This is a genomic window from uncultured Chloroflexus sp., assembly GCF_937129525.1.
Classification (GTDB): domain Bacteria; phylum Chloroflexota; class Chloroflexia; order Chloroflexales; family Chloroflexaceae; genus Chloroflexus.
Map to the genome: position 1 here is coordinate 76959 of NZ_CAKZNK010000050.1, position 20623 is coordinate 97581.

The 20623-nt window shown below is 58.0% G+C and carries 18 protein-coding genes; 8 read left to right on the forward strand and 10 right to left on the reverse strand.

What is annotated here, in order from left to right:
• Nucleotide 1 precedes the first annotated feature (1 nt).
• From galK to Q0650_RS05290, 4 genes are all read right to left on the reverse strand, one after another.
• A complete protein-coding gene (gene galK / locus Q0650_RS05275; RefSeq protein WP_298816635.1) occupies nt 2-1174 on the reverse strand; it encodes a galactokinase in 1173 nt (390 codons plus the stop codon).
• Between the two features lie 96 nt (nt 1175-1270).
• The gene (locus Q0650_RS05280) at nt 1271-2809 is read right to left on the reverse strand and encodes an MDR family MFS transporter (protein WP_298816637.1); all 1539 of its coding nucleotides are present in this window, start codon (nt 2807-2809) and stop codon (nt 1271-1273) included.
• A 164-nt stretch (nt 2810-2973) separates the two neighbouring features.
• Nucleotides 2974-3954: a patatin-like phospholipase family protein gene (locus tag Q0650_RS05285; RefSeq protein ID WP_298816639.1), complete on the reverse strand. Its 981-nt coding sequence runs from the start codon at nt 3952-3954 to the stop codon at nt 2974-2976.
• A 550-nt stretch (nt 3955-4504) separates the two neighbouring features.
• Nucleotides 4505-5563, reverse strand: a complete 1059-nt coding sequence (locus Q0650_RS05290) for a ParB/RepB/Spo0J family partition protein (RefSeq protein WP_298816641.1) — start codon at nt 5561-5563, stop codon at nt 4505-4507.
• 253 nt (nt 5564-5816) lie between these two features.
• On the opposite strand from Q0650_RS05290, the gene Q0650_RS05295 reads away from it, so the two are divergent.
• Both Q0650_RS05295 and Q0650_RS05300 read left to right on the forward strand, forming a co-directional pair.
• Nucleotides 5817-6560, forward strand: a complete 744-nt coding sequence (locus Q0650_RS05295) for an SDR family NAD(P)-dependent oxidoreductase (protein ID WP_298816643.1) — start codon at nt 5817-5819, stop codon at nt 6558-6560.
• A 79-nt stretch (nt 6561-6639) separates the two neighbouring features.
• The gene (locus tag Q0650_RS05300) at nt 6640-7719 is read left to right on the forward strand and encodes an STAS domain-containing protein (protein WP_298816644.1); all 1080 of its coding nucleotides are present in this window, start codon (nt 6640-6642) and stop codon (nt 7717-7719) included.
• 228 nt (nt 7720-7947) lie between these two features.
• Here the strand turns inward: Q0650_RS05300 and Q0650_RS05305 are convergent, their stop codons facing one another.
• On the reverse strand, nt 7948-8142 hold the full coding sequence (locus Q0650_RS05305) for a hypothetical protein (RefSeq protein ID WP_298816645.1): 195 nt from the start codon (nt 8140-8142) through the stop codon (nt 7948-7950).
• 332 nt (nt 8143-8474) lie between these two features.
• Between Q0650_RS05305 and Q0650_RS05310 the strand changes: the two genes are divergently transcribed.
• Together Q0650_RS05310 and Q0650_RS05315 are read left to right on the forward strand one after the other, a co-directional pair.
• Nucleotides 8475-9389 carry a hypothetical protein gene (locus Q0650_RS05310; RefSeq protein WP_298816646.1) on the forward strand — a complete coding sequence of 305 codons (915 nt, stop codon included), beginning with the start codon at nt 8475-8477 and terminating at the stop codon, nt 9387-9389.
• A 182-nt stretch (nt 9390-9571) separates the two neighbouring features.
• Nucleotides 9572-12328: a TPM domain-containing protein gene (locus Q0650_RS05315; protein WP_298816648.1), complete on the forward strand. Its 2757-nt coding sequence runs from the start codon at nt 9572-9574 to the stop codon at nt 12326-12328.
• Here the strand turns inward: Q0650_RS05315 and Q0650_RS05320 are convergent.
• Nucleotides 12293-12529, reverse strand: a complete 237-nt coding sequence (locus tag Q0650_RS05320; protein WP_298816650.1) for a hypothetical protein — start codon at nt 12527-12529, stop codon at nt 12293-12295. The two genes, Q0650_RS05315 and Q0650_RS05320, sit on opposite strands and share 36 nt — an antisense overlap.
• A 275-nt stretch (nt 12530-12804) precedes the next feature.
• On the opposite strand from Q0650_RS05320, the gene Q0650_RS05325 reads away from it, so the two are divergent.
• Together Q0650_RS05325 and pyrC are read left to right on the forward strand one after the other, a co-directional pair.
• Complete coding sequence (locus Q0650_RS05325; RefSeq protein WP_298816652.1) at nt 12805-13737, forward strand: TerB family tellurite resistance protein; 933 nt, start codon at nt 12805-12807, stop codon at nt 13735-13737.
• Nucleotides 13734-14726 (forward strand): dihydroorotase, encoded by a 993-nt coding sequence (pyrC, locus tag Q0650_RS05330; RefSeq protein WP_298816653.1) that lies wholly within the window; start codon nt 13734-13736, stop codon nt 14724-14726. The genes Q0650_RS05325 and pyrC overlap by 4 nt, the downstream gene beginning before the upstream one ends.
• A gap of 298 nt (nt 14727-15024) precedes the next feature.
• Here pyrC and Q0650_RS05335 read toward each other — a convergent pair whose 3' ends face one another.
• The gene (locus Q0650_RS05335) at nt 15025-15489 is read right to left on the reverse strand and encodes a hypothetical protein (protein ID WP_298816654.1); all 465 of its coding nucleotides are present in this window, start codon (nt 15487-15489) and stop codon (nt 15025-15027) included.
• Nucleotides 15490-15598: 109 nt separating this feature from the next.
• Between Q0650_RS05335 and Q0650_RS05340 the strand changes: the two genes are divergently transcribed.
• Entirely contained in the window at nt 15599-16729 is a 1131-nt protein-coding gene (locus Q0650_RS05340; RefSeq protein WP_298816655.1) for a lipocalin-like domain-containing protein, read from the forward strand.
• Complete coding sequence (locus tag Q0650_RS05345; protein WP_298816656.1) at nt 16713-17675, forward strand: GTP-binding protein; 963 nt, start codon at nt 16713-16715, stop codon at nt 17673-17675. The genes Q0650_RS05340 and Q0650_RS05345 overlap by 17 nt, the downstream gene beginning before the upstream one ends.
• On the opposite strand, the gene Q0650_RS05350 is transcribed toward Q0650_RS05345, so the two are convergent.
• The 3 genes from Q0650_RS05350 to Q0650_RS05360 all read right to left on the reverse strand — a co-directional run bounded on the left by Q0650_RS05350 (nt 17586) and on the right by Q0650_RS05360 (nt 20482).
• Nucleotides 17586-18563, reverse strand: coding sequence for a hypothetical protein (locus tag Q0650_RS05350; protein WP_298816658.1), 978 nt, complete (start codon nt 18561-18563; stop codon nt 17586-17588). The two genes, Q0650_RS05345 and Q0650_RS05350, sit on opposite strands and share 90 nt — an antisense overlap.
• Entirely contained in the window at nt 18547-19917 is a 1371-nt protein-coding gene (locus Q0650_RS05355) for a PP2C family protein-serine/threonine phosphatase (protein ID WP_298816660.1), read from the reverse strand. The genes Q0650_RS05350 and Q0650_RS05355 overlap by 17 nt, the downstream gene beginning before the upstream one ends.
• Nucleotides 19918-20263: 346 nt before the next feature.
• Entirely contained in the window at nt 20264-20482 is a 219-nt protein-coding gene (locus tag Q0650_RS05360) for a Franean1_4349 family RiPP (protein ID WP_298816662.1), read from the reverse strand.
• Nucleotides 20483-20623 lie beyond the last annotated feature (141 nt).

Here is a 20623-nt window from a genome sequence, read left to right on the forward strand (position 1 = left end):
TTCACTCCTCTTCACTCGCGTAGACGCATGAAACACCAGCGCCGGCAGTGCAGACCAGCGGTTGTAGCACGCGACCGGTGCGGATCGCATAGCCGGCGGTCATCGCGGCAACAAACTCGTCAACTTTATCGACGGCTACCAGTGAAACGGTGCTGCCGCCAAAGCCGCCGCCAGTCATTCGACTGCCGTAGCAACCTGGAGCGGCCAGCGCCAGTTCAACCAGGGTGTCGAGTTCGGTCACGCTCACCCGATAATCGTTGCGCAGACTTTCATGCGACTCAACCATCAATTGCCCCATCTTGACCAGATCACCGGCGGCCAGAGCATCGGCGGCGGCCAGCGCGCGCTCATTTTCACTGACCACATGCCGCGCCAGTGGCAGCAGCTCAGGTGGCAGTAGATGACCATACCTGGCCAGATCAGTCGAATGCACGTCGCGCAATGCCTGAATCTTCCCCAGAGCCGGCTTGAGCAAGCGCACCGCTTCTTCGCAACCGGCGCGGCGCTGGTTGTATTCCGATCCGGCCAGGCGATGGCGCACGCCGCTATCACACACCACCACGCGCACCTGGGCCGGGATCGGCACCGGACGATAACTGAGATCGCGGCAGTCGATCAGTAGCGCGTGACCGGCTTCGCCCAGTGCTGCAATCAGTTGATCCATAATCCCGCATTTGACACCGACAAACGAATGCTCGGCGCCTTGCGCCAGGAGCGCTAGCTCCTCACCGAGCAGATTGATATTATTGAGAAGCTGAAAGGTATAACCTACCGCCACTTCAAGCGCTGCCGACGACGATAATCCGCTACCGGCGGGCACGTCACTATCAATCAGCAGATCGGCTCCGCGCAGTGGCAGGTCGCGGGCAAGCAGTCCTTTAACAACTCCACGGATATAGTTCACCCACTGACGTTGCTCATCACGGACGACCTGATCGAGATCGAATTGATCCTCTTCACGGAATTTAACGCTAAACACGCGCACGATTCGATCAGCGCGCGGTCGCGCTGCCACGTAGGTAGCGCGATCGAGGGCCATCGGAAAGACGAAGCCATCGTTATAGTCGGTATGTTCTCCGATCAGGTTGACGCGACCAGGCGCGCGCGCAATTCGTGTGGGTGGTTGCCCGAAATAACGTTCAAAGGCGGCGTAGAGCGCAGATAATTCATACATAGTTTGATACTCCGTAGCGGCACCTGACAATGCCTGCTGCGGAGTATATCATTTGTTGGCGTAACAATGCAACGATAGTGTAATGAGCGCTTTCTGTTATGCGCGCTGACCCGGCAACGCCTGACTCGCCGGTTGGGGAACGCTATCGGTGGTAGCGCCCATTTCGTCGTTGCGCGCTCGTTGCCGACGTAAGTCGTCTGGACTACGCACCGGCGCGAGGAACGTCACTGCCAGCGCGGCAAGGGCGAAGATGAGCGGCGTTGTGAAGACGGCGGCAAGCGCAGCCGCCAGCGCGAGACGTGGTTCACCGGCGAGCGTTGCCGCTGTGCTACTCTCACCGATCAACGCATCCACCGGAATTGCATCAGGTTGCAAACCACGCGCCGCCAGTTCCGCTGTCAATCGGTTGGTTAGCAGCGTGCCGAGGGCGGCAACACCAATCGTGCCGCCAATAGTGCGTGAAAACTGCAAACTGGCTGTTGCTGCTCCCAAAGCATTGCGCGCAACAGTGCTCTGCACGGCAATCAAAAATGAAGGGATGCTGGCGCCCATGCCGATTCCCATTAAGCCTAGAGCTAACGCCAACTCGAAGTGGCTTGTGTCAGAATTAAAGCGGCTCATCAGGAACGTTCCCAGCGCAAAGATGATCATGCCTCCAATGACGATAGAACGGTAGCTGAAGCGCAAGAGTAATCGGCCTCCGACGATACTGGTGAAGACCCAACCCAGCATCATCGGCGTCAGCGCGGCGCCGGCTTCGGTTGCGCTTACTCCCAGTACGCCCTGACCGAAGAGTGGCACATAGTTCATGCTGCCAAACAAGACACCGCCGGCAAGGATGCCATGCGCGCAGGCGACGGCAAACATACGGTCACGCAACAGATGCACCGGCAAGATAGGCGCCGGCGCGCGCAGCTCAACCGCAACCAGGAGAATGAGCAAAGCTACCGCTGCGCCTAACATTGCCATGCCTGATAACGAGGTGGGTGCGTCAAGCCCAAGCAAGAGTAGCACGACACCGGCGCTCAGCAAGACAACGCCAGCATAGTCGATCGGTGGTCGTTTGCCGTCGGTTCGGGCAGGATCGCGCCATGCCGACCAGACCAGCGCTGCCGCAATGGCTGCCGGTGGCAGGTTGATCCAGAACACCCAATGCCACGAGATGTAATCGACCAGGAAGCCACCGAGCAATGGGCCGATCACCGAGCTGATCCCCCAGACGCCCGCAAAAAGGCCCTGCACTTTGGCCCGCTGATCAAGGGTAAAAATGTCGCCAACGATAATGAATGCCAGCGGCAACAATCCACCTGCGCCCAGCCCTTGCAATGCTCGCGCCACAATCAGTTCTGGCATCGTCTTTGCCAGGCCACACCACAGCGAACCGAGGCTAAAGAGCACAATGGCGACCATATAAACGGGACGACGGCCAAACAGGTCTGAAAGACGACCGAAAACTGGCCCGGCGGTGGTGCTGGTCAACATATAGATGGCAAATACCCAGCTAAAACTTTCGATGTCGCCAAGGTCGCGCACGATGCCCGGCATAGCCGTAGCAATGACGGTCGACTCCATCGAGGCCATAAACATGCTCATCATCACGCCGAGCGTGATCAAGACTGTGCGCTGGCGGGTCACGAGGCGCTCCTTCAGTTTGCGTAAAAACAATGAATAGTCCAATATTGTTCTGTTAAACGATACCGCAAAATGGTTGCCAGCGCAAGAGGAAATCAGGTACTGTTAGTGGAAGAACCGGTGATAATCATGCCCGCCGCGTCACCAAGACGCGGCGGGGATACTTTCTACGATGCCGGGGTGGGCACACGGCGGTACGCTGGCAATATCGGAGGACGTAACAGACGGGCCGGTCGCGGTTGAGCCGCCAGTTGGGTGCCGTTGCGCCACAGTCGCAGGTCGATCAGTTCGCCGAGCAGCTCGCGCGCTGCTTCGAGGCCGATGGCAAATCCCTTTTCGGGAGTAGACAGATCAAGGGTAGCAATTGAACTCACATCGGGCTGAATAAGGAGATCGGGCGGATACTGCTGGAGACGTAACTCAGTTGCTTCGGCCATCAGCAGGCTAAGCGCGCGTTGGGCGACGGCAAACTGTTTGGGCGCAAACATGAAACGGGCCAGCAGGTTGTCATTCTCTTCCGGTTGGAGCGAGAAACCGGCATTGGCGTCGCGCAGATCGACGGCAATGACCCGCTGCGCGCCAAGCTCGTAAGCGACATCGACCGGCAGATTGTTGAGAATGCCACCGTCAGCCAGTAGCATATCGCCGTAGGGTACCGGTGGGAAGAGGGCTGGCAGTGCCGTAGTGGCCAGCAGCGCCGGAACGACCGGGCCTTCACGCAAGACCACCAGTTCGCCGCTCACCAGATCGGTGGCGACGACCGCGCAAGGAATGCGCAGATCGGCAAACGTCCGGTCGCCAAGCAAGCGACGCAACATCTCTTCGCGTCGGCGCTGACCGATAATGCCGGTGCCGGTCGGATCAGGAGTGGCAATGCGACGCAACGCACTCTGGCGAAACACATCCTGAATAGCAGGAAGGTCAAACCCGGCGGCATAGAGTACAGCAACTGCTCCTCCAGCCGATGTGCCAACGATCAGGTCAATCGGAATGTCCAATTCCTGAATGACCTGCAAAACGCCGATATGCGCCGCTCCCTTGCCGCCACCGCCACTCAGCGCCAGACCGAGCCGCCGTTCTTCCGGCGGCTCGGCTGGTTGTTGTAATCGTTCCCGGATTCGGTTGAGCCATGTTGTTGCGTTGTTCATACTTTTCATTATACGTATTCTCGTCGGTTTGAGGAATAGGTCGCTGGTGGGAAGCGGTCCTATCCGCGTAGAGCGAGCATAAAAGACGAGATTCGCAGAATGACTGCTCCGGTTTAGACGATTCATATCTGATTTTCATCCTACCGTACAGGGAGCGAAGATTCGCAGAATAACTGCACTGGTTTAGACGATGCCGCGCAACCGCAGGTTACAGCGTCTGGGCAATGATATGCGATTGTCGCCTCAACAGCGAGGAATTGCCGTCAGATTGCAGAAATATCGCGTTTGACTGACGACGTGCCGCAGTCAGGCACACATCCCTTTGTCGGTCAGGTGGTGGTACAAGGACGGTCGGTGAAGATCAGGCTGATGCGCGCCTGAGTGACAGGTGTGTCCAGGCGGCTGGATACAGGAATAATGCCAGATTCGAGAACTACCGCGTCTGGCCGGTGGCAGGCCGGGCCACAACAGGTTGCGATCAGTACACATCTCTCGGTCGGTCGGTGACCCTTGCCTGCCGGCAGGCCAAACAGCAAGTCGCTACCTCTCCCTATTCGTCTTCATCTAAAGGCAGATTATGCTGGCGGGCAATCTCGCGCAGCGCGCGGGTCAGGCTTTCGAGCTGGCGCAGCAGCAGACGCACTTTGAACACTGCGCCTTCGTCGCGTTCAATCCACTTCAACACATCGCCATCGTGTACGGCGCGGGCAAGGCGGTCGCTCTCGTCAACCATCTGGTCGAGCGAGCGGATCCTGAACACGCGGGCCTTGTTCTTCGGCTGATTCTCAATCGTCTCTTCTTCCACCGTCAGATACGCGCCGTCGCTACCGTGCTCTTCCTCATCCCAATCGTCATCGTGTTCGGGCAGATCGACAGTCGTGACCGGGGTATGGCTAAGCAGACTACCGCTATGGTCGGCGGGGCTGGCTTTCGCGCGCAGCTCTTCACCCTGTTCAAGCGCCTGCAATGCCACATCGAGCGTCAGGTTAGGGTTAGCGGCAAAATAGGTGGTGAGGCGGCTCAATTCCGCTGCCGACATGCCCTCCTCGACGGCAAAGCGAGCAAGATCGATCTGGGTCTTGGGGTTAGTAATGCGGCGCAGATGTTGCGCCTGGGTGACATTCAGCTCGCCGCGCCGGATCATCTGTTGAACCTCTTCGGGTAGTTCAAGCAGACCGAGGTAGCGACGCACCGTGCGCGCGCCTAATCCGACGGCCTGTCCGACCGCTTCATCAAGCTCGTGGTCGGGTTGCCTGCCGCGGGTGGCAACGATATGCTCTCGCAGGCGGGCAAAGGCGCGCGCCTGCTCGATATCGTTGAGATCCTGACGTTGCACATTCTCGATCAACTGACGCAGCAAGAGATCGGGATCATCGCTATCAAGGACGATGCAGGGAACTTTGCTCAGCCCAAGCTGAATGGCTGCGGCCCGGCGGCGTCCGCCGTACACTACCCGATAACGGCCACTGCCAGTAGGGGTCACGCCGATTGGTTGCAACAGACCATATTCGGCAATCGTCGCTGCCAGTCCGGCGACATCACCCGGCTCTTCGCGCACCCCATCCGGGTCTATGTCTAACTGGCGCGGATCGAGATAGAGCAATTGCATCGCGGATTTCTCCTTGACAAGGCAATGACCGGGCCAGGCCGGTCATCGCTGCAAGAATTCGAACAAGTGTGCAGATTATAGCAGAATCGCCCTGTTCTGGCAACAGTCTGCATTGTTTGTCTGATACTTTATTATAGTATGAACAATGGCTGGCCTTCATTCAACAAAGGGATGTTCACGCATATCAGCGTAAAGCGGTATCGGCAGAGTTTGTTTTCGGAACCGCTGACAAATTGCGAGGTAAGATACTCCGATGTTTGATCTCAGTAATCGTACCGCAATTGTTACCGGCGCGGCGCGCGGTATTGGCCGCGCCATTGCTGCTGCTCTCGTCGAGCGCGGCGCGCGAGTTGCGCTCCTTGATCGCGAGCCAACGCTGCTCGCCGAGGCGACGGCGCAGCTCGGCCCCGCTACGCTGAGCGTCGTGGCCGATGTTGCCGATGCCGCCGCAGTAAAGGCGGCCATCGACGCGGTAAGTGCGCGGTGGGGAAGGATTGATGTGCTGGTGAACAATGCCGCAGTGATCAGTTCGGCGCCGTTTCTTGAGCTCCATCCAGCCGAATGGGAGCGGACGCTGGCGGTCAATTTGACCGCAATCTATCATACCTGCCGGGCTGTTGTGCCAATGATGATCGCTAACGGCTATGGTCGCCTGATTACAATTGCTTCGGTAGCCGGTAAACGCGGTGGCGGGATTCTGGGGAGCGCGGCGTACAGCGCCGCCAAAGCGGGCGCGATTGGCCTGACCAAAGCCCTGGCTCGCGAACTGGCGCCGTATGGCATCACCGCAAACGCGATTTGTCCCGGCCCGGTTGAGACACCTCTGCTGGCTACGATGACACCGGCGCAGCGAGCAAGGGCGCAGGCACTCATTCCGCTTGGTCGCTTTGCGCAGCCGATGGAAGTTGCCGCCGCAGTGGTCTTTCTCGTCTCGCCAGAGGCGGCTTTTATCACCGGCGAAACACTCGATGTTGATGGCGGTATCACAATGGATTAAAAATAGCAATTACAGCGCGTTTGTTTAGATATGGTAGGATTACAGCACTATTGCAGATCATAACCCTCATGAGGACGCCATGAGCGATTCGTCAACTCCAACTCTGTCGCTGGCACAGGTGCGACAGTTACAGCTTTTCTTCGCGTTTGTGGCGGGTATTGTGGGCGTGGTTGCAGTTGTCGCAACCATCTCGACCATCATCTGGCAGACCTCAACCCTGATCGCGCTCATGGTGCTGGATTGGATGCTGGTGGTTGGGTTCTTGCTGGCCTGGTCACAGGTGCGCGCCGGCCAGGTGCGCGTAGGATTAGCCACCTCGTTCATTGCGCTGATCGGGTATGGTTTGATAGGAGCGTTGATACTCCCTACTGTGACCGCGCTAATGGCGTTTGCTCCGGTAATCGCCATCGTCACAATGATGCCGTTTCTCGGTGGTGTGATTCTCAAGCGATTATTGATCATCGCATGGATTGGTGTTGTTGTGACGATGATTGTGGGTACGCAAATACGTCTCTTCCCTCCAATTCCGGTTGCACTTGAGATCCCGTTTCAGTTTACCGGTGTACTGGGGATCAGCGCAATTCTGCTCTTGCAGCTCTGGCTGTTTCATGAGCGGTTGATGGGAGTGATTACCCAGTTGCGTAAGGTCAACGCGGATCTGGAGCAGGAGCGGGCCAGTTTGCAAGAACGGATCGCAGCGCGCACCCAGGAATTGCAACAGGCACTGCATGAGATCGAGCGGCAGATGACTGAGCAGAGCCGATTGCTGGCCGAGAATGAACGACAGCGCGAGTTGATCCGCGGGCTAAGTATGCCGGTGTTGCCGGTTGGTCAGGCGACGCTGGTCATGCCACTGGTAGGGGAACTTGACGATAGTCGGATCCAGCTTGCCCAATCTACCGCGTTGCAAGCCATCGACCAAACCGGCGCGCGCTATTTGGTGCTCGATATTACCGGTTTACCGTTTGTCGATACAACCGTTGCCGCCGGTCTCATTCGATTGGCGCAGGCGGCCCGTTTACTCGGCGCCGAAGTGATTCTGGCCGGCGCGCGACCAGAAGTAGCGCAGACAATCGTTGCACTGGGGATCGATCTGGCAGGGGTGACTACTGCCGCCGATCTGGCATCGGCGCTGCGCCGCAGTCAGATGGTGTCCTGAGGCAATGACGCAGAGAGGATGCGCCTGGCAGTCGATGGTTTGCCGGCTATCGCATAATTGCAAATACTCTTGCCGGTGGAGGTTGTTTCGATTGAGGGATCGATCCGGGGATAGGCGCTACGTCGCTGGCTACGTCGCTGTCAAATGGTGGCCTGAAACAGTGGCGCAAAGGGTGTGTGCCGGCAGTCAGGATGTTACCGGCACACAACCGCTTTGCGCCTGGGAGAACTAGCGGAACGAACGATTCCGCCGCTGGCGCTGGCGTTCGGCCAGCCAGCGATCAAAAGCTTGCGATAACTCTCGCCAATTGAAGATCTTGACATCGGGCGCAACCTGGTTGCGCCGGATAATGACCCACGACCACAGGATAGCCTGACCAATAAAGACGAAGATAACAATTCCAATCATGATCCAGAAATCCATCGCTGGCCTCCTGTCCTGTACCGCTCTTTTGACGTATCATACTCCGATTGTGCCTGGAATGCAACTGGTCTCTAACATGCAGGTGTACTTTTATACTACGACATGTTAGCCGTGTTGCGCCAGTGCAGAATGTTATCATTCATTTATTGTAAATGCGTCCCAACTTCACGTGGCAGTTGACCATCTCGATTGTGTCTGTTGTTGAAGCGGGAGTGTAATGGAAATTGGTCAGAATAAGATACTTCAGCGCAATTCTCATCAATGCTATAATCGAATTGCATTCTGCCCATCAGGTAGAGTTGGGTCCTGTCTGAGGAAAGGATGGCTTTTCCTTGCGTTCGCTCGTATCTACTATCATTATCGCGGTTTTGCTGGTGGCTTGCGCTGCGCCGCCGGCGCCTACGCCAATCCCATCACCAACCGCCACACCTACATTGCCGCCTACGCCGACTTTTACCCCCACGCCGGAGCCGACACCAACCCCTGCTGCGGCGCCGGCGGGCACGGCGATTCCCGCTGCGATCCGCCAGACCGCAAATATCACGACGTATCGCATGAAGTTAAATCTGCGCGGTAGCGGTCTGGTTGGTGGCTTCAATCTCGGCAATAATCTAACCGAGCTGCTGGATCTCGATGCGGAGTTTGCCGGGGCTGATGTTTCTTTTACCTTGCGCGGCTTTCTGGCCGCATTTCTCGGCGCTGATGTAACCCGCGGTTTGCAGGCGATAACGGTTGGCGGGGTAAGCTATGCTCGTGGCCCGCTTACCTTTCTCGGCGCACCCGATGATGTCTGGTATCGTTTGTCGCCTGATCAGAGCCTGATTGCAACCCCGCCGGCGCAGGTTGATACGACGCTCAATGCTGTGAATAGCGCTGGCGCCGATTTCAGTCGCTTTGCAGTCGGCTCAACCGCCGAACTTGATGGTGTGCGCTGTCAAGAGTATCTCGGCGATCGCGAGGCGACTACGGCCCTCTTCGCCAGTCTGGGGGCGGTAGGATTGCCCACCCAGTTGCCGGAAAGCACTGTCACCGATGCTGCCGCGCAGGTCTGGGTATGCGCAGATGGTTATCTGCGTCAGTTGAGCATCAGTTTCAGCGGCACGGCAACCGACGTTCAGGGTCAGGCGCAGCCGTTTTCGTTTACGCTCGATGTGCAATTGAGTCAAATTAATGGCGATATCCGGATCACGCCGCCACCTGACGCGCGCGATCTGCCGGCGCCAGGGAGTGGTTCGTTGCGTCCGTAACCGGGCAGTGGCCCGATTTCTCTCCATCTGAAGACGGCTAAAATCACAGATCGGCGCAACTCTGGTCGTCGCCGACCGTACTATAAGAGTATGAGCATGCGTCAAGCGCAGCTATCGTGCTGGTAACAGGTAACGTATTTGCGCGCAATGCGAGACTTGACTCTTGCGCAAAGGAGCACGCCATGCGCGTCTCGATTCGCTGGTTGATCGGCCTGGCGCTCGGGCTATTGCTGGTCGCGCCAGTGCTCGCTCAAGGCCGGTTGATCCTGGTCGATCCTGATGGTCGCCTGAATGAAACGGCTATTCAATCCGCTGCCGGGCCATTGATTCGGCGTGGCGCTCAGGTGGCAGTGTATGTTGTCGATCGGGGCGGTGAAGCTGATTTCGAGCGCCGTCTGATCGCCGATGGCCTGGCTCGAAGTGATGGCTTGGTGCGCAGCACTCTGATCGCGATCTATGTCGCCGTTGACGATCGCTACAGCGGAATCTTTTTCGGTGACGAATGGAATGCGGCGCTGGCGGTGAACGATCATTACGAGACGATCCGTTCCACGAAGCTCAATCCTGGCCTGGCTGCCGGTGACTTTACGCGGGGGGTGACCGATGCGCTCACTGCCATTGAAGAAGCGATTGTGAATCCGCCTCGTCCCGGTGGTGGGGTTACTATCATTACCGATCTGACGCCGGTTGTGGTTGGTGGGTTAGGACTGGCTGGCGCAGCCGCAGCCGGCGCCGGCGCGTACCAGTTGCATCGGCGTCGCCGGACCCGGCAAGCGGCAGAGAAGCGGTTACGCGATGCGCGCGAACAGATTGGCGGACTGGTTGTGCAGCTTGGCAGACGGTTTAACGATGCGGTTGAGAAGGCGAAGTTTGATCGGGTTTCCTATCCACCGGCAGCAGTTGCCGAATTAGAGCAGATGCTCACGGCGGCGCGCAATACCTTTGCTGAACTAAAGGTCTCATTCGACGAGATTGGCGAACGTCTGAACCGTGAATCTAAACCGTCTCCGGCGACCCTGGAGGCGGCTGCCGCGGCGTATGAGCAGTTGCAGGCCAGAGCAGCAGCGGTCAGTGAACAATTGCAGGCGATTGAACAGCGTCGCGCCGAACTCGATGCGCTGGCCCGACAGGCGCAGGAGGATGTCAATCAGGCAAAAAAAGTCCTGACCGGCGTCGCTGAGCGGCTACCTCTGTTTGGCAATGAATTGACTGATCATGCCGCAGTGGTGGCGCCGGTGCAACAAGCGTTAGATCGGGCTGAAACAGCGTTGCAACGGCTTGAAGCGGTTGAAGCTATCGCAGCAGCGCAGGCAGCGACCAGATTGGGACAGACCTTGATCGATGTGCTCGATCGGTATGCCAGAGCGCGCGCTGCCATTGCGCAGGGTCGGCGCGCGGCAAAAACACTTGCTGCCGAGGGCTATCGGATGGAGGCCTGTCACGCTGCGATGGATGCGGCGCGGATGGCGCTCGACCGGCTGGCCGGCGCGTTGCAACAGGGCCATCTGAAGGCTGCTCTCGCGGCAATCGACGAGGCAGAAGCGGCCCTGGAGCGCGCTCGTCGAGAGGGTTTCGATTTGCCGGCGATCCGGGCAGATAACGAACGACGGATTGCAGCGTTGGCCGAGCGTGGCCCGCAGATTGCCGAACTTATCGAACAAGGTCGCGAGCAGTTCGATCTGGTTGACGAATTTGCCGAGAGCGCGTGGGCAGATATTCGCGGTAATGGTAGCGAAGCAGAAGCGGCGGCAGAGCGCGCTTTTGAGCATTGGGAACAGGCCCGCGCCGCAAATACTATGGAAGCGCAGGAATTTCTGGCCGCGCAGTCGTATCTCGATGCTGCTGAGCAAGAGCTGGCCCATGTTGAGCGCCTGATTACCGCGATTACCGATCGGCTACAAGCGCTCGAACAGGCGCGCGCGATTGCCCGCGATCTGCTGGCCGAGGCGGAACGTTCAATCGATAGTGGACGATCATTTATTGCTGCCCACGATGCCGATGTCAGTCCTCAGGCTGACGCATTGTTAGACCAGGCGACGGCACTACTGCAAGCGGCGCAGGCTGAAATGGCGAAAGAGAAGCCCGACTGGCTGCAACTGGTTCGCCAGGCGCAAGAGGCTGACCGGCTAGCCGACGAGGCGCTGGCCGGCGCGCGCGATGAAGCTGAACAAACGGCGCGACTGCGCGAACGTGCCCGGCAGGCGCAGCAACTGGCAACTGCCGAGGTGCAGAAGCTGGTACATTACGCCTCCATCCACGATGCCGATCTGGCGCCGGCCACGTTGCAGCAGATCGAGCAAATCCGCCAACAGGTGCAGCAGGCCTATACGCTATGGAAGCAGGCTGATGAGCGAGAAGATGCCGCGCGCCGCCAGGCATTGGCCGCTGTGATAGAACAGTACCAGGCGCTTGCGCAGGCGACGGCGGCGGCGTACCAGGTAGCGTATACCGATGTGCAGCGTCTCGAAGCGTTGCGCGCTCAACTCAATCAGTCCTTGCAACAGGCGCGCGACCGGTTGGTTCGTCTCGAACAGGTACGACAGCTCTCGGCCCCTGGCTATCCGGCAGCTATTACCGGTAACATCACGGCCTTGCAGCAGCGATTCAACCGGATTCGACTGCCGATCAACGGTGAAGCAGCGTTACGCGCTGCGCTGACCGAAGCGCAATCGATCATAGCGGCTGCAGAGGAGCTGCTCCAGACATTGCGACCACCATTACCGTCACGGCAGGCAACCGACAGTATCGCTTCTACTATCGGGCGCGCAACCGGTGGTTGGGGGCACAGCAGGAGCTGGAGCAGCTCGTCATCACGCCGTAGCTCGTGGGGTGGATCGTCGTCTGGTGGCTGGAGCCGGCGCGGTGGCGGCGGTGGCTCATTTGGTCGCGGCGGTGGTGGCGGCTCATTTGGCGGTCGCGGCGGCGGTGGTGGCTGGTAAGATGAGTAGCTCAGGCGCCTCTTCCGTCAGCGTCTGCCACGGCATCAAGTGCGCGCTATGGTCTTCCGCAGTGGGAGCAGCCACCAGCAGGCGCGGGCCGTAGCGGAAGAAGAGACCGTGCGTGACACAGCGCAGGTAGGTATCTTCGGGAGTGAGCGCTTGACCGCAGCGTGGGCAGTTGAGATGTGCAGGCGCAGGCATGATTGTCTCCTTCAAATCACACGCCGCTCAACCCTGACGGGTGAGCGGCATTGCTTTGGCCGGCCTCTTTACCGGAACATAATCTCTTCTTAAGTATTGTACAATAAAGTAGTTACCAGGTACAGAGGATAATCCGCTCAGCCCGTAGCTATTGCGCATCGATCTTTCTCTGTTCGTATTCTGACAGAGATAGTCAAACGCGCGACAACAAATACAGATGCTGAGCGACAATCGACGACACACTGGCTTCATTTGTTGCGCGAACCGGAAAGCCTATGGCCAAACATCCTCTCGCAATGGCGCTCGCCAAGGTCATTATCGCCGCCGCGTGGGCTGATGGCGAGCTATCACTCGATGAGGTGAATGACCTCAAGCGGCTGCTGGCTGAGCTCGGTCAGACTAGCGGCAAGCTGGCACTAACGGCTGAGGAATGGGCCGAACTGGAGATCTATCTGCATTCGCCGGTAGAGTCAGCCGAGCGCGCTCGCTTGATTGCCGATCTGCGCGATCAGATTGCTACCCCGGCTGAACGTCAGATTGCAATCGATGCGATTAATCGACTGCTTTCCGCCGATCGCGTATTGACTCCAGCCGAGCGGGAAGTAGCGGAGCAGATTCAGGCTGCTCTCGATCACGACAACCACAGTCTGCTTCACCAGATTGGGCGGGCGTTTCGGCTCGCGCTTGGCATTCGCGCTCGCGGCCCGAATCGGGAAGATTTATTGGCTGAGTTTCTGCATAACCGTATCTACTACGCGCTGCATATGCGGCTTGGCGCGCATATTGACGAACTGGGTATCGATCAGCGCGAGGTGTACGCGCTGGCGCTGGCCGGCGGTTTGCTGGCGCGGGTGGCCCGGGTTGACAATCAGGTAACGCCTGCTGAGCATGATCAGATAGTCGCTATCCTCAAAGAGTGGTGGCATCTCGATCATCCGCGCGCGACGCTGGTGGCCGAGGTTGCCCTGGCCGAGAGCGCGGCTAGTCTTGACTTTTTCCGTCTCGCCAAAGAGTTTGCCGACTCGACGACCGTTGAACAACGCGAGCGGTTCATTGATGCGCTCTTTGCCGTCGCGCTCGCCGATGGTGAGCTGTCTGGCGTCGAGAGCGCTGAAATCAGCCGTATTACTGCTTCGATCAATTTGCCGCACGATCGCTTTGTGGCAGCGCGCATGCGTCTGCCGCGCCAGCCCGGAAAACGTTTATGAAGATTACGCTCTTCGCGCCCCTCGATATGCACCTGCATCTACGTGAAGGCGCAATGCTGCGCCTGGTTGCCCCCTTTTCCGCCGCGCAGTTTGCCGGCGCGGTGATTATGCCCAATCTCGTGCCGCCGGTCGATAATGCCGACCGGTTGGATCGCTATCGCGCCGAGGTGCTCTCAGCTACGCAGCCGTATCCGTTTCTGCCATTAATGACCCTCTTCTTTCGCCCTTATGACGCGGCTACGCTCCAGACGTTGCGCGACCAGATCTTTGCAATTAAGCTCTATCCGGAGGGGGTGACGACCAATAGCTCCGGCGGTGTGAGCGATATGGCTGCAATTGAGCCAACCCTTGCTCTCATGGAAGAGCTGGGCATTCCGCTGCTCGTTCATGGTGAGACCCATGGCTTCGTGCTCGACCGCGAGACTGAGTTCTTGCCGATCTACGAGCGCTGGGCGCGCGCGTTTCCGCGTTTGCGCATTGTGATGGAGCATATTACGACCGCGGCGGCGCTCGATCTGCTTGAACGTTATCCTAATCTCTTCGCGACTGTTACCTTGCATCACCTGATGATTACGCTCGATGACGTAGCCGGTGGGTTGTTGCAGCCACATCTGTTCTGCAAACCGATTGCCAAACGGCCTGCCGATCGTGATGCATTGCTGGCGGCGGCGCTGTCCGGTCATCCCAAACTTATGTTTGGCAGCGACTCGGCGCCACACCCGATCGATCGCAAAGAAGCTGCTTTCTGCGCTGCCGGGGTATTCTCGGCGCCGGTGCTGCTGCCGATGCTCGTTGAATTGTTTGAGCGCCACGATGCCCTCGACCGCCTGCCTGATTTTGTGAGCGGCAATGCCTGTTGCATCCACGGTTTGACGCCGCCGTCCCGCATAGTGAAGCTGGTAGAGGATCCCTGGCAGGTGCCGGCCCGCTACGGCGATGTGGTACCCTTTGCCGCCGGTCAGACGCTGCGCTGGCGCGTGGTTGATTGAGGTATACTGTTTATTGACATAAATTATTCCTCCTGAAGCGAGGTGATTGGTTGCCTGAGTTCGCAACTCTGCCGGCGAGCAGTCTGGCGCGCAGCTCGAAACGGATTCCGGCGAGGGCATGCGCAGGCGGGGCAGAGAGCAATTGCCCGACGGCGTGACGCTACCGGTGAGCGGTCTGGCCCGCGGCACAGACTCTGGCGAGCAACGATACCGCTTGCGCAGGTGAACTCAGGCGTAGCAGACACTGATCCAGCCTCGCGAATAACGTGACCGCCGCCGTTATCACCGCTATATCGAACTACCTGATCGACCGACCGGCTAATCCGCTCCCCCATACATCGGGTGGCGGTGGTGGTATGAACAGATCGGTTACGTCGAGCGCTTGTTGTAAGCGGCCAAAGGTGGTAGCGATAAAGGTAATGCGACGGAGTCGCGCCGCCGGCACCGGCCGATCAAGCTCACGCAAAGGCCCGACATCGATCCGATAGTAGCGTTCGTTGGCGCGAGGGTGGCGTGGCTCGTCTGGCAGCAATTCACGGCGCAGCGCAATGCGATAGCGAATCACTGCGGCGTACCGCTGCACGCGCCAGCGTTCGGCGCCAAACGATCCTGGCTGGTAGAAGGCCAGATAATCGGCGGCCAGACGCGGCGGGGCGTGGGCCAGCGGGAGCCGGTACCAGCCTTCTCTGCGCGCCAGCTCGAGGTCGCGTGGCCGCGGCACGATGACAACCAGTACCCGCGCTTCATCGTCAGGTTCAAACATTTCCTCCCTCGCTGAACTTCGTTGTCGGATCAGTCTGATACCGGCGGCAAACCCGTGGTACACTACAAACAGGTACTACTTATTAAACCGCAACATCTGACAAAACGTTATGCGCTTTTCTTCCTTATTGTTTCTGATCGGGATGGCAGGCTTTGCGCTGAGCGCCTGCGCTGCGCCGGCTCAACCGACAGTGCGCGCCTCTATTGGCGCCATTGAAGCGGTGAACGCCGGCAATAACGAGGGTTTTGAGCGCGTTGTGACACCGCGGCCCTTCGTCTTTCCCATCGACCACGGCCCACACCCGACCTTTCAAACCGAGTGGTGGTACTATACCGGCAATCTCACGGCTGAAAACGGGCGACGGTTCGGATTTCAACTCACCTTCTTCCGCCGCGCGTTGACGCCTGATCCGCCGGCGCGTGAGTCGGCCTGGGCTGCAAGCGAGATTTACATGGCCCATTTTGCCCTCAGCGATATTGATGGTGATCGCTTTTACGCCTTTGAACGCTTTAGTCGCGCCGCCGCCGATCTAGCCGGCGCCAGCGGTGATCCGTTTCGAGTCTTCCTCCACGATTGGTCGGTAGAGGGAATCGGGCCGGAAGGCATGACAATGCGATTGTACGCCGCTCAAGATGGCGTGGCGATTGATCTGACGGTGGTCAACAGTCGTCCGCCAGTGTTGCAGGGCAATGCCGGCGTAAGTCAGAAGGGATCGCAGATCGGCAACGCATCGGCCTACTACTCGCTCACGCGGATGGTCAGCAATGGCGTTATTCGCATTGGCGAGGAAACGTACCAGGTCAGCGGCCTGACCTGGATGGATCGCGAGTGGGGAACAAGCGCGCTTGAAGAGGGATTGACCGGATGGGATTGGTTTGCGCTGCAACTCGAGAGCGGTCACGATCTGATGTATTATCAACTTCGTGAAGCTGACGGCAGTCCATCGCCGTTTGTTGGTGGCAGTCTGCTTTTGCCCGACAATACAGTCATCATTCTCGGCCCAGGCGATGTAGAACTGTCTGTCACCGATACCTGGCGCAGTCCGCGTAGTGGCGCTGTTTATCCTTCGGGATGGCGGTTGCGCATTCCAGACTACGGAATTGATCTGATTGTTACGCCGGCGCTGCGCGATCAAGAACTACCGGTAACCGTCGTCTATTGGGAAGGAGCCGTTGAGGTAAGTGGTAGCATACGCGGGCGCGGCTATGTGGAATTGACCGGCTATGCCGACGCGAATTGATCCGGTTGTCCCACCAATTACTCTGATCAGCGGTTTTCTCGGCAGTGGCAAAACGACGCTGCTGCGTCGTATGCTTCGTGAAGCTGAGCGTCGCATTGGGGTTATCGTCAACGAATTTGGCGCGCTTGGGATTGATGGCGCACTGCTTGAACAGAGCGGCGGCAGTTCACTGATTGAACTCAGTGGCGGCTGCGTTTGCTGTGTTGCCGGTAGCGACCTGCTGGTGGCGCTTGAAACGTTGCTGGACGGCGGCGAACTGGATGCAATTGCGATTGAGACCAGTGGTTTAGCCGAACCAGGCGCAATCGCGCGACAGTTGCGCGCAGCCAATCTGCCGCTCGACGCATTAATCACGCTGGTTTCAGCCGTTGATTTTACGCAAGCGATGGATGCTTCCCCGCTGACACGTCGTCAGATCCAGGTTGCCGACCTGATTGCGCTGACTCACGGCGATCTCGCCGATGTGCAGACAATGCAGCAGGTGAGCGAGCAGCTCCGCAATCTCAACCCGCGCGCGCCGATCATTCCGGCGATTGCGGGCGATATTTCACCCGATCTGATCTTCAGCCCGCGGAGTAGCGGTGAACTACCTGCCGATCTTCCTCATCAACACGGCGAGTTTGAGGCGCTGAGCTGGCAAGCAGATCTACCGCTGCGCCGAACTGCGTTCGAGCAGACGTTGCATACCCTGGCCGGGCGGGGACTCTTCCGCGCCAAGGGGATCGTGTATTGCACCGACTCGCCGTGGGCCGATGAAGTGCATCTGGTCGCGGATCGGCTGCGCTGCAGCGCACTACGACTGGTGCGGCTCCCGATCCCGCTCTGCCGGATGACACTCATCGGGCATCGTGAGGCGCTAGCTCACGCTGGCGCTGCGCTCGACGCATGTATCGATCTGCCCGAACGCATCGCCAGTTGGCGGAATCGGCAGGCCGAACTGGAGTGATTGATAAGAGGCAAACGCTGCCTGACCGGCCTGCTGTTCGGCGGCAATGAGATCGAACAGGCGAGGCAGACGGGGCTGATATGGAGCCAGCGCAACGGCAGCGCGCGCGCACAGCGTGGCGTGCAATTGCGCGACCTGGCGCCGCAGATTCTCATCGAGCAGCCAGCGTCCGGTTATGCGTGCGCTATCGACTGTGCCGGGGTAGCCATCAGTCTGCCAGATAGTAGCAGCGATCAGCGCTATCAACCAGGTAGCGCGACCGGCCTGAGCGTCAGCGGTCAAATCGACCGCATCGTCGCGTAGTTGTCGGGCAAGGATGATCAAATCGAGCGCGCGGGCCAGATCGCGCCGACGGCAGTCGGTTGGCGCCAGCCCGGTAAGTTCCATCTGTGCCAGTTGAATTGCATGCCAGCCGGCAGCTCGCGCGCGCACCCAGCGGGTTGTGAGCGTCTGCAACTGCCTGGCGTGCCACCGGCCATGCACTGCCCGCGCTGCCAGCTCATGCCGGCAGGCAATGGTCATTTGCGTCGATAGTGTCAGTAATGGCGGCAATGCCAGACCAAGGCGGGCAAACAATCGCCAGGCTTGTCGCCAAAGCGCCCGGCGTAACGATCTGAACAATCCTGGCAGTTCTCCATCGCGAGCGGCATCATCCAGGCTAGCTGCCCAGCCACCGGCCAGCGCCGCCAACGTCAGGTGAGTGAGCCCTGGCTTTGGTAACGGAAGCAAGTCGGCGAGCCAGCGCGGCCACAAAGCCAGCAAACGGTGAAATTCGTTGTCAAGGAGATTCAGCGCCGGCAGGCGCAACGCCGCCGGCAGATCGACAACCAAAACGCCTAAACGGCGCTGAACCGTCTGCCAGTATGCTTCTTCAAGCGGCAACAGCATCTGCCTGCGGAGGAATGTTAATAATCACAATCGTCATATCATCAGCCTGTTCCAGATTGCCGCGAAATTCAGTCACAGAGTGCCAGATTTGATCGAGTGCGCAATTGGGGTCAACCGGGTCAACCTGGTCGAGTAACGTCATCAATCGGTGGAAACCGAACAGTTCGCCCTCCTTGTTACGGGTCTCAAAAAAGCCATCAGTCAAAAGAAAGACCTGATCGCCCGCCTGCAAATGGATAATTTTGTCGTTGTAGACCAGATCTGGTTTTGCGCCTAGAGGCAGGCTCCCCTGCCCGATTTCGCTAATGACGGCGCCACGTCGCAGATACGGAAAAGGGTGGCCAGCAGTCGTAAATGTCAGGGTCAACGTCTGTGGATCGAGGACACCGAGATAAACCGTGACGTATTGCGAGCCGATTCCAGATCGATAGAGCGCATTGTTCGTTAGCTGGAGAATGGCAGCCGGCGAGGTTTGAGTTTCAATATACGAACGTAGCAACGATCGCGTCATCACCATGACCAGCGCCGCGGCAATGCTTTTGCCGGTCACGTCAGCGACAACAATTGCCCAGCGCCCATCGGGCATCGCAACAAAATCGTAGAAATCGCCGCTTGTTTCGCGGGCAGCCTCAGAGCGAGCCGCAATTTTGACGTTTTCGATGAGCGGGGGCGAGAACGGGTACAGGCGTTGTTGCAGATTGCGGGCTAATTCCAGATCGCGCTGCGCTAACTGATTTTGCAAAATCTGGTTGCGAGCTTGATTCAGGTCTTGGCGAGAGCGACTGAGTTGCCATTGATAGAGTGAAATTGCAGCCCACGCTAAAGATATATAGATAAAAATCGGCACAAACAATCCGGTCGTCTCTTCAAACACGCCACGAGATGTACCAACTATGATAAAAAATAGAAAATAGATTGCAAAAATAATAAACATATTGACAACAGCGACCAGCCCGGCGGCGCGCCAGCCCAATAAAAGACCGGCTAAAATAACAAAGAGTGGCGTTGTCTCGGCAAATAATGTTGTTCTGAGCAGATCGCGTTCGATTGCGTTTGCTACCATGATCGCCAAAACGCCCAGATTTGTCCAGACAACTAAGAGGCGTGCGCTGAAAACTTCTCGATTTTGTCGAGCCGTCCACTCAACAACCAGGTTGATCGCTAAAGAAATGCCGACAATCGTGTAATACAGCGGGTGAGAGAACGGTGGGATGAGCATGATGAGCAATGCGACCACTGTGAGCAATGTCACCAATCCGTTAAGGGCGCGCGCCATGACGCGAAGGCGCTTCTGCTCGTCTTCAACATCAATCTGATTTAAGAGGTTTTGAAAGTTTGACAGTTCTTTCGCCATAAAAAAATTTGTGATCCCTCGGTGATTTCGAAGGGGTGGGTAATATTCCCTAACTGACGCCATCAATCTTCTCTCAGTCTGCACCCTCTCGGGAAGGTCGCAATGCCACATATCATTCTATTTCGAGAAAGCGCGATCGGTTGCTGAAACCGAATCATATGCAACCTGTCTGTAACTGCCATGCGGCGAGACTACCGGTTAAGGTCAACAATACACGATCGCTAGGCCGGATTGGCCAGCGCCAACGGCAACCGCTTAGCACCAACCGCTGAGCGATTGGGTTTGCCGGTCAAGGTCGGCGATGCGCTAACGCTGAACCGGATCGGCCAGCGCTTTGCGCAACCGCTTAACTCCAACCGCTGAGCGATTGGGTTTGCCGGTCAAGGTCGGCGATACGCTGACGCTGAACCGGATCGGCCAGCGCTTTACGCAACCGATCCATCTCGGCAGGATCTGGTTGCAGGCCGGCTTCTTTCGCCGCCGCGTCTGGATCATCAAGCAGTCGTTTGCGAAAAGCAGGGTCAAGCGCAGCTCGACCGATCAATCGTTCGAAGTCTGGGCTCATGCGGACGTGGCCTCCTGTCAGTATTGGCAAGAGAGCAGGCTTTAGTATACCACTCTTATACCTTTCTGATGTGCAACATCTCCTCGGTTGGCGGTTGCATTTTTCCATGATGTATGTTATCATATATGGTAACCATATTAA

Coding starts and splice junctions, on each gene's coding strand:
- Q0650_RS05360 (WP_298816662.1), bottom strand. CDS start 20,482: ATGAGCCCAGACTTCGAACGATTGATCGGTCGAGCTGCGCTTGACCCT.
- Q0650_RS05315 (WP_298816648.1), top strand. CDS start 9,572: ATGCGCGTCTCGATTCGCTGGTTGATCGGCCTGGCGCTCGGGCTATTG.
- Q0650_RS05295 (WP_298816643.1), top strand. CDS start 5,817: ATGTTTGATCTCAGTAATCGTACCGCAATTGTTACCGGCGCGGCGCGC.
- Q0650_RS05285 (WP_298816639.1), bottom strand. CDS start 3,954: ATGAACAACGCAACAACATGGCTCAACCGAATCCGGGAACGATTACAA.
- Q0650_RS05320 (WP_298816650.1), bottom strand. CDS start 12,529: ATGCCTGCGCCTGCACATCTCAACTGCCCACGCTGCGGTCAAGCGCTC.
- Q0650_RS05325 (WP_298816652.1), top strand. CDS start 12,805: ATGGCCAAACATCCTCTCGCAATGGCGCTCGCCAAGGTCATTATCGCC.
- Q0650_RS05355 (WP_298816660.1), bottom strand. CDS start 19,917: ATGGCGAAAGAACTGTCAAACTTTCAAAACCTCTTAAATCAGATTGAT.
- pyrC (WP_298816653.1), top strand. CDS start 13,734: ATGAAGATTACGCTCTTCGCGCCCCTCGATATGCACCTGCATCTACGT.
- Q0650_RS05335 (WP_298816654.1), bottom strand. CDS start 15,489: ATGTTTGAACCTGACGATGAAGCGCGGGTACTGGTTGTCATCGTGCCG.
- Q0650_RS05350 (WP_298816658.1), bottom strand. CDS start 18,563: ATGCTGTTGCCGCTTGAAGAAGCATACTGGCAGACGGTTCAGCGCCGT.
- Q0650_RS05340 (WP_298816655.1), top strand. CDS start 15,599: ATGCGCTTTTCTTCCTTATTGTTTCTGATCGGGATGGCAGGCTTTGCG.
- galK (WP_298816635.1), bottom strand. CDS start 1,174: ATGTATGAATTATCTGCGCTCTACGCCGCCTTTGAACGTTATTTCGGG.
- Q0650_RS05305 (WP_298816645.1), bottom strand. CDS start 8,142: ATGGATTTCTGGATCATGATTGGAATTGTTATCTTCGTCTTTATTGGT.
- Q0650_RS05290 (WP_298816641.1), bottom strand. CDS start 5,563: ATGCAATTGCTCTATCTCGATCCGCGCCAGTTAGACATAGACCCGGAT.
- Q0650_RS05345 (WP_298816656.1), top strand. CDS start 16,713: ATGCCGACGCGAATTGATCCGGTTGTCCCACCAATTACTCTGATCAGC.
- Q0650_RS05300 (WP_298816644.1), top strand. CDS start 6,640: ATGAGCGATTCGTCAACTCCAACTCTGTCGCTGGCACAGGTGCGACAG.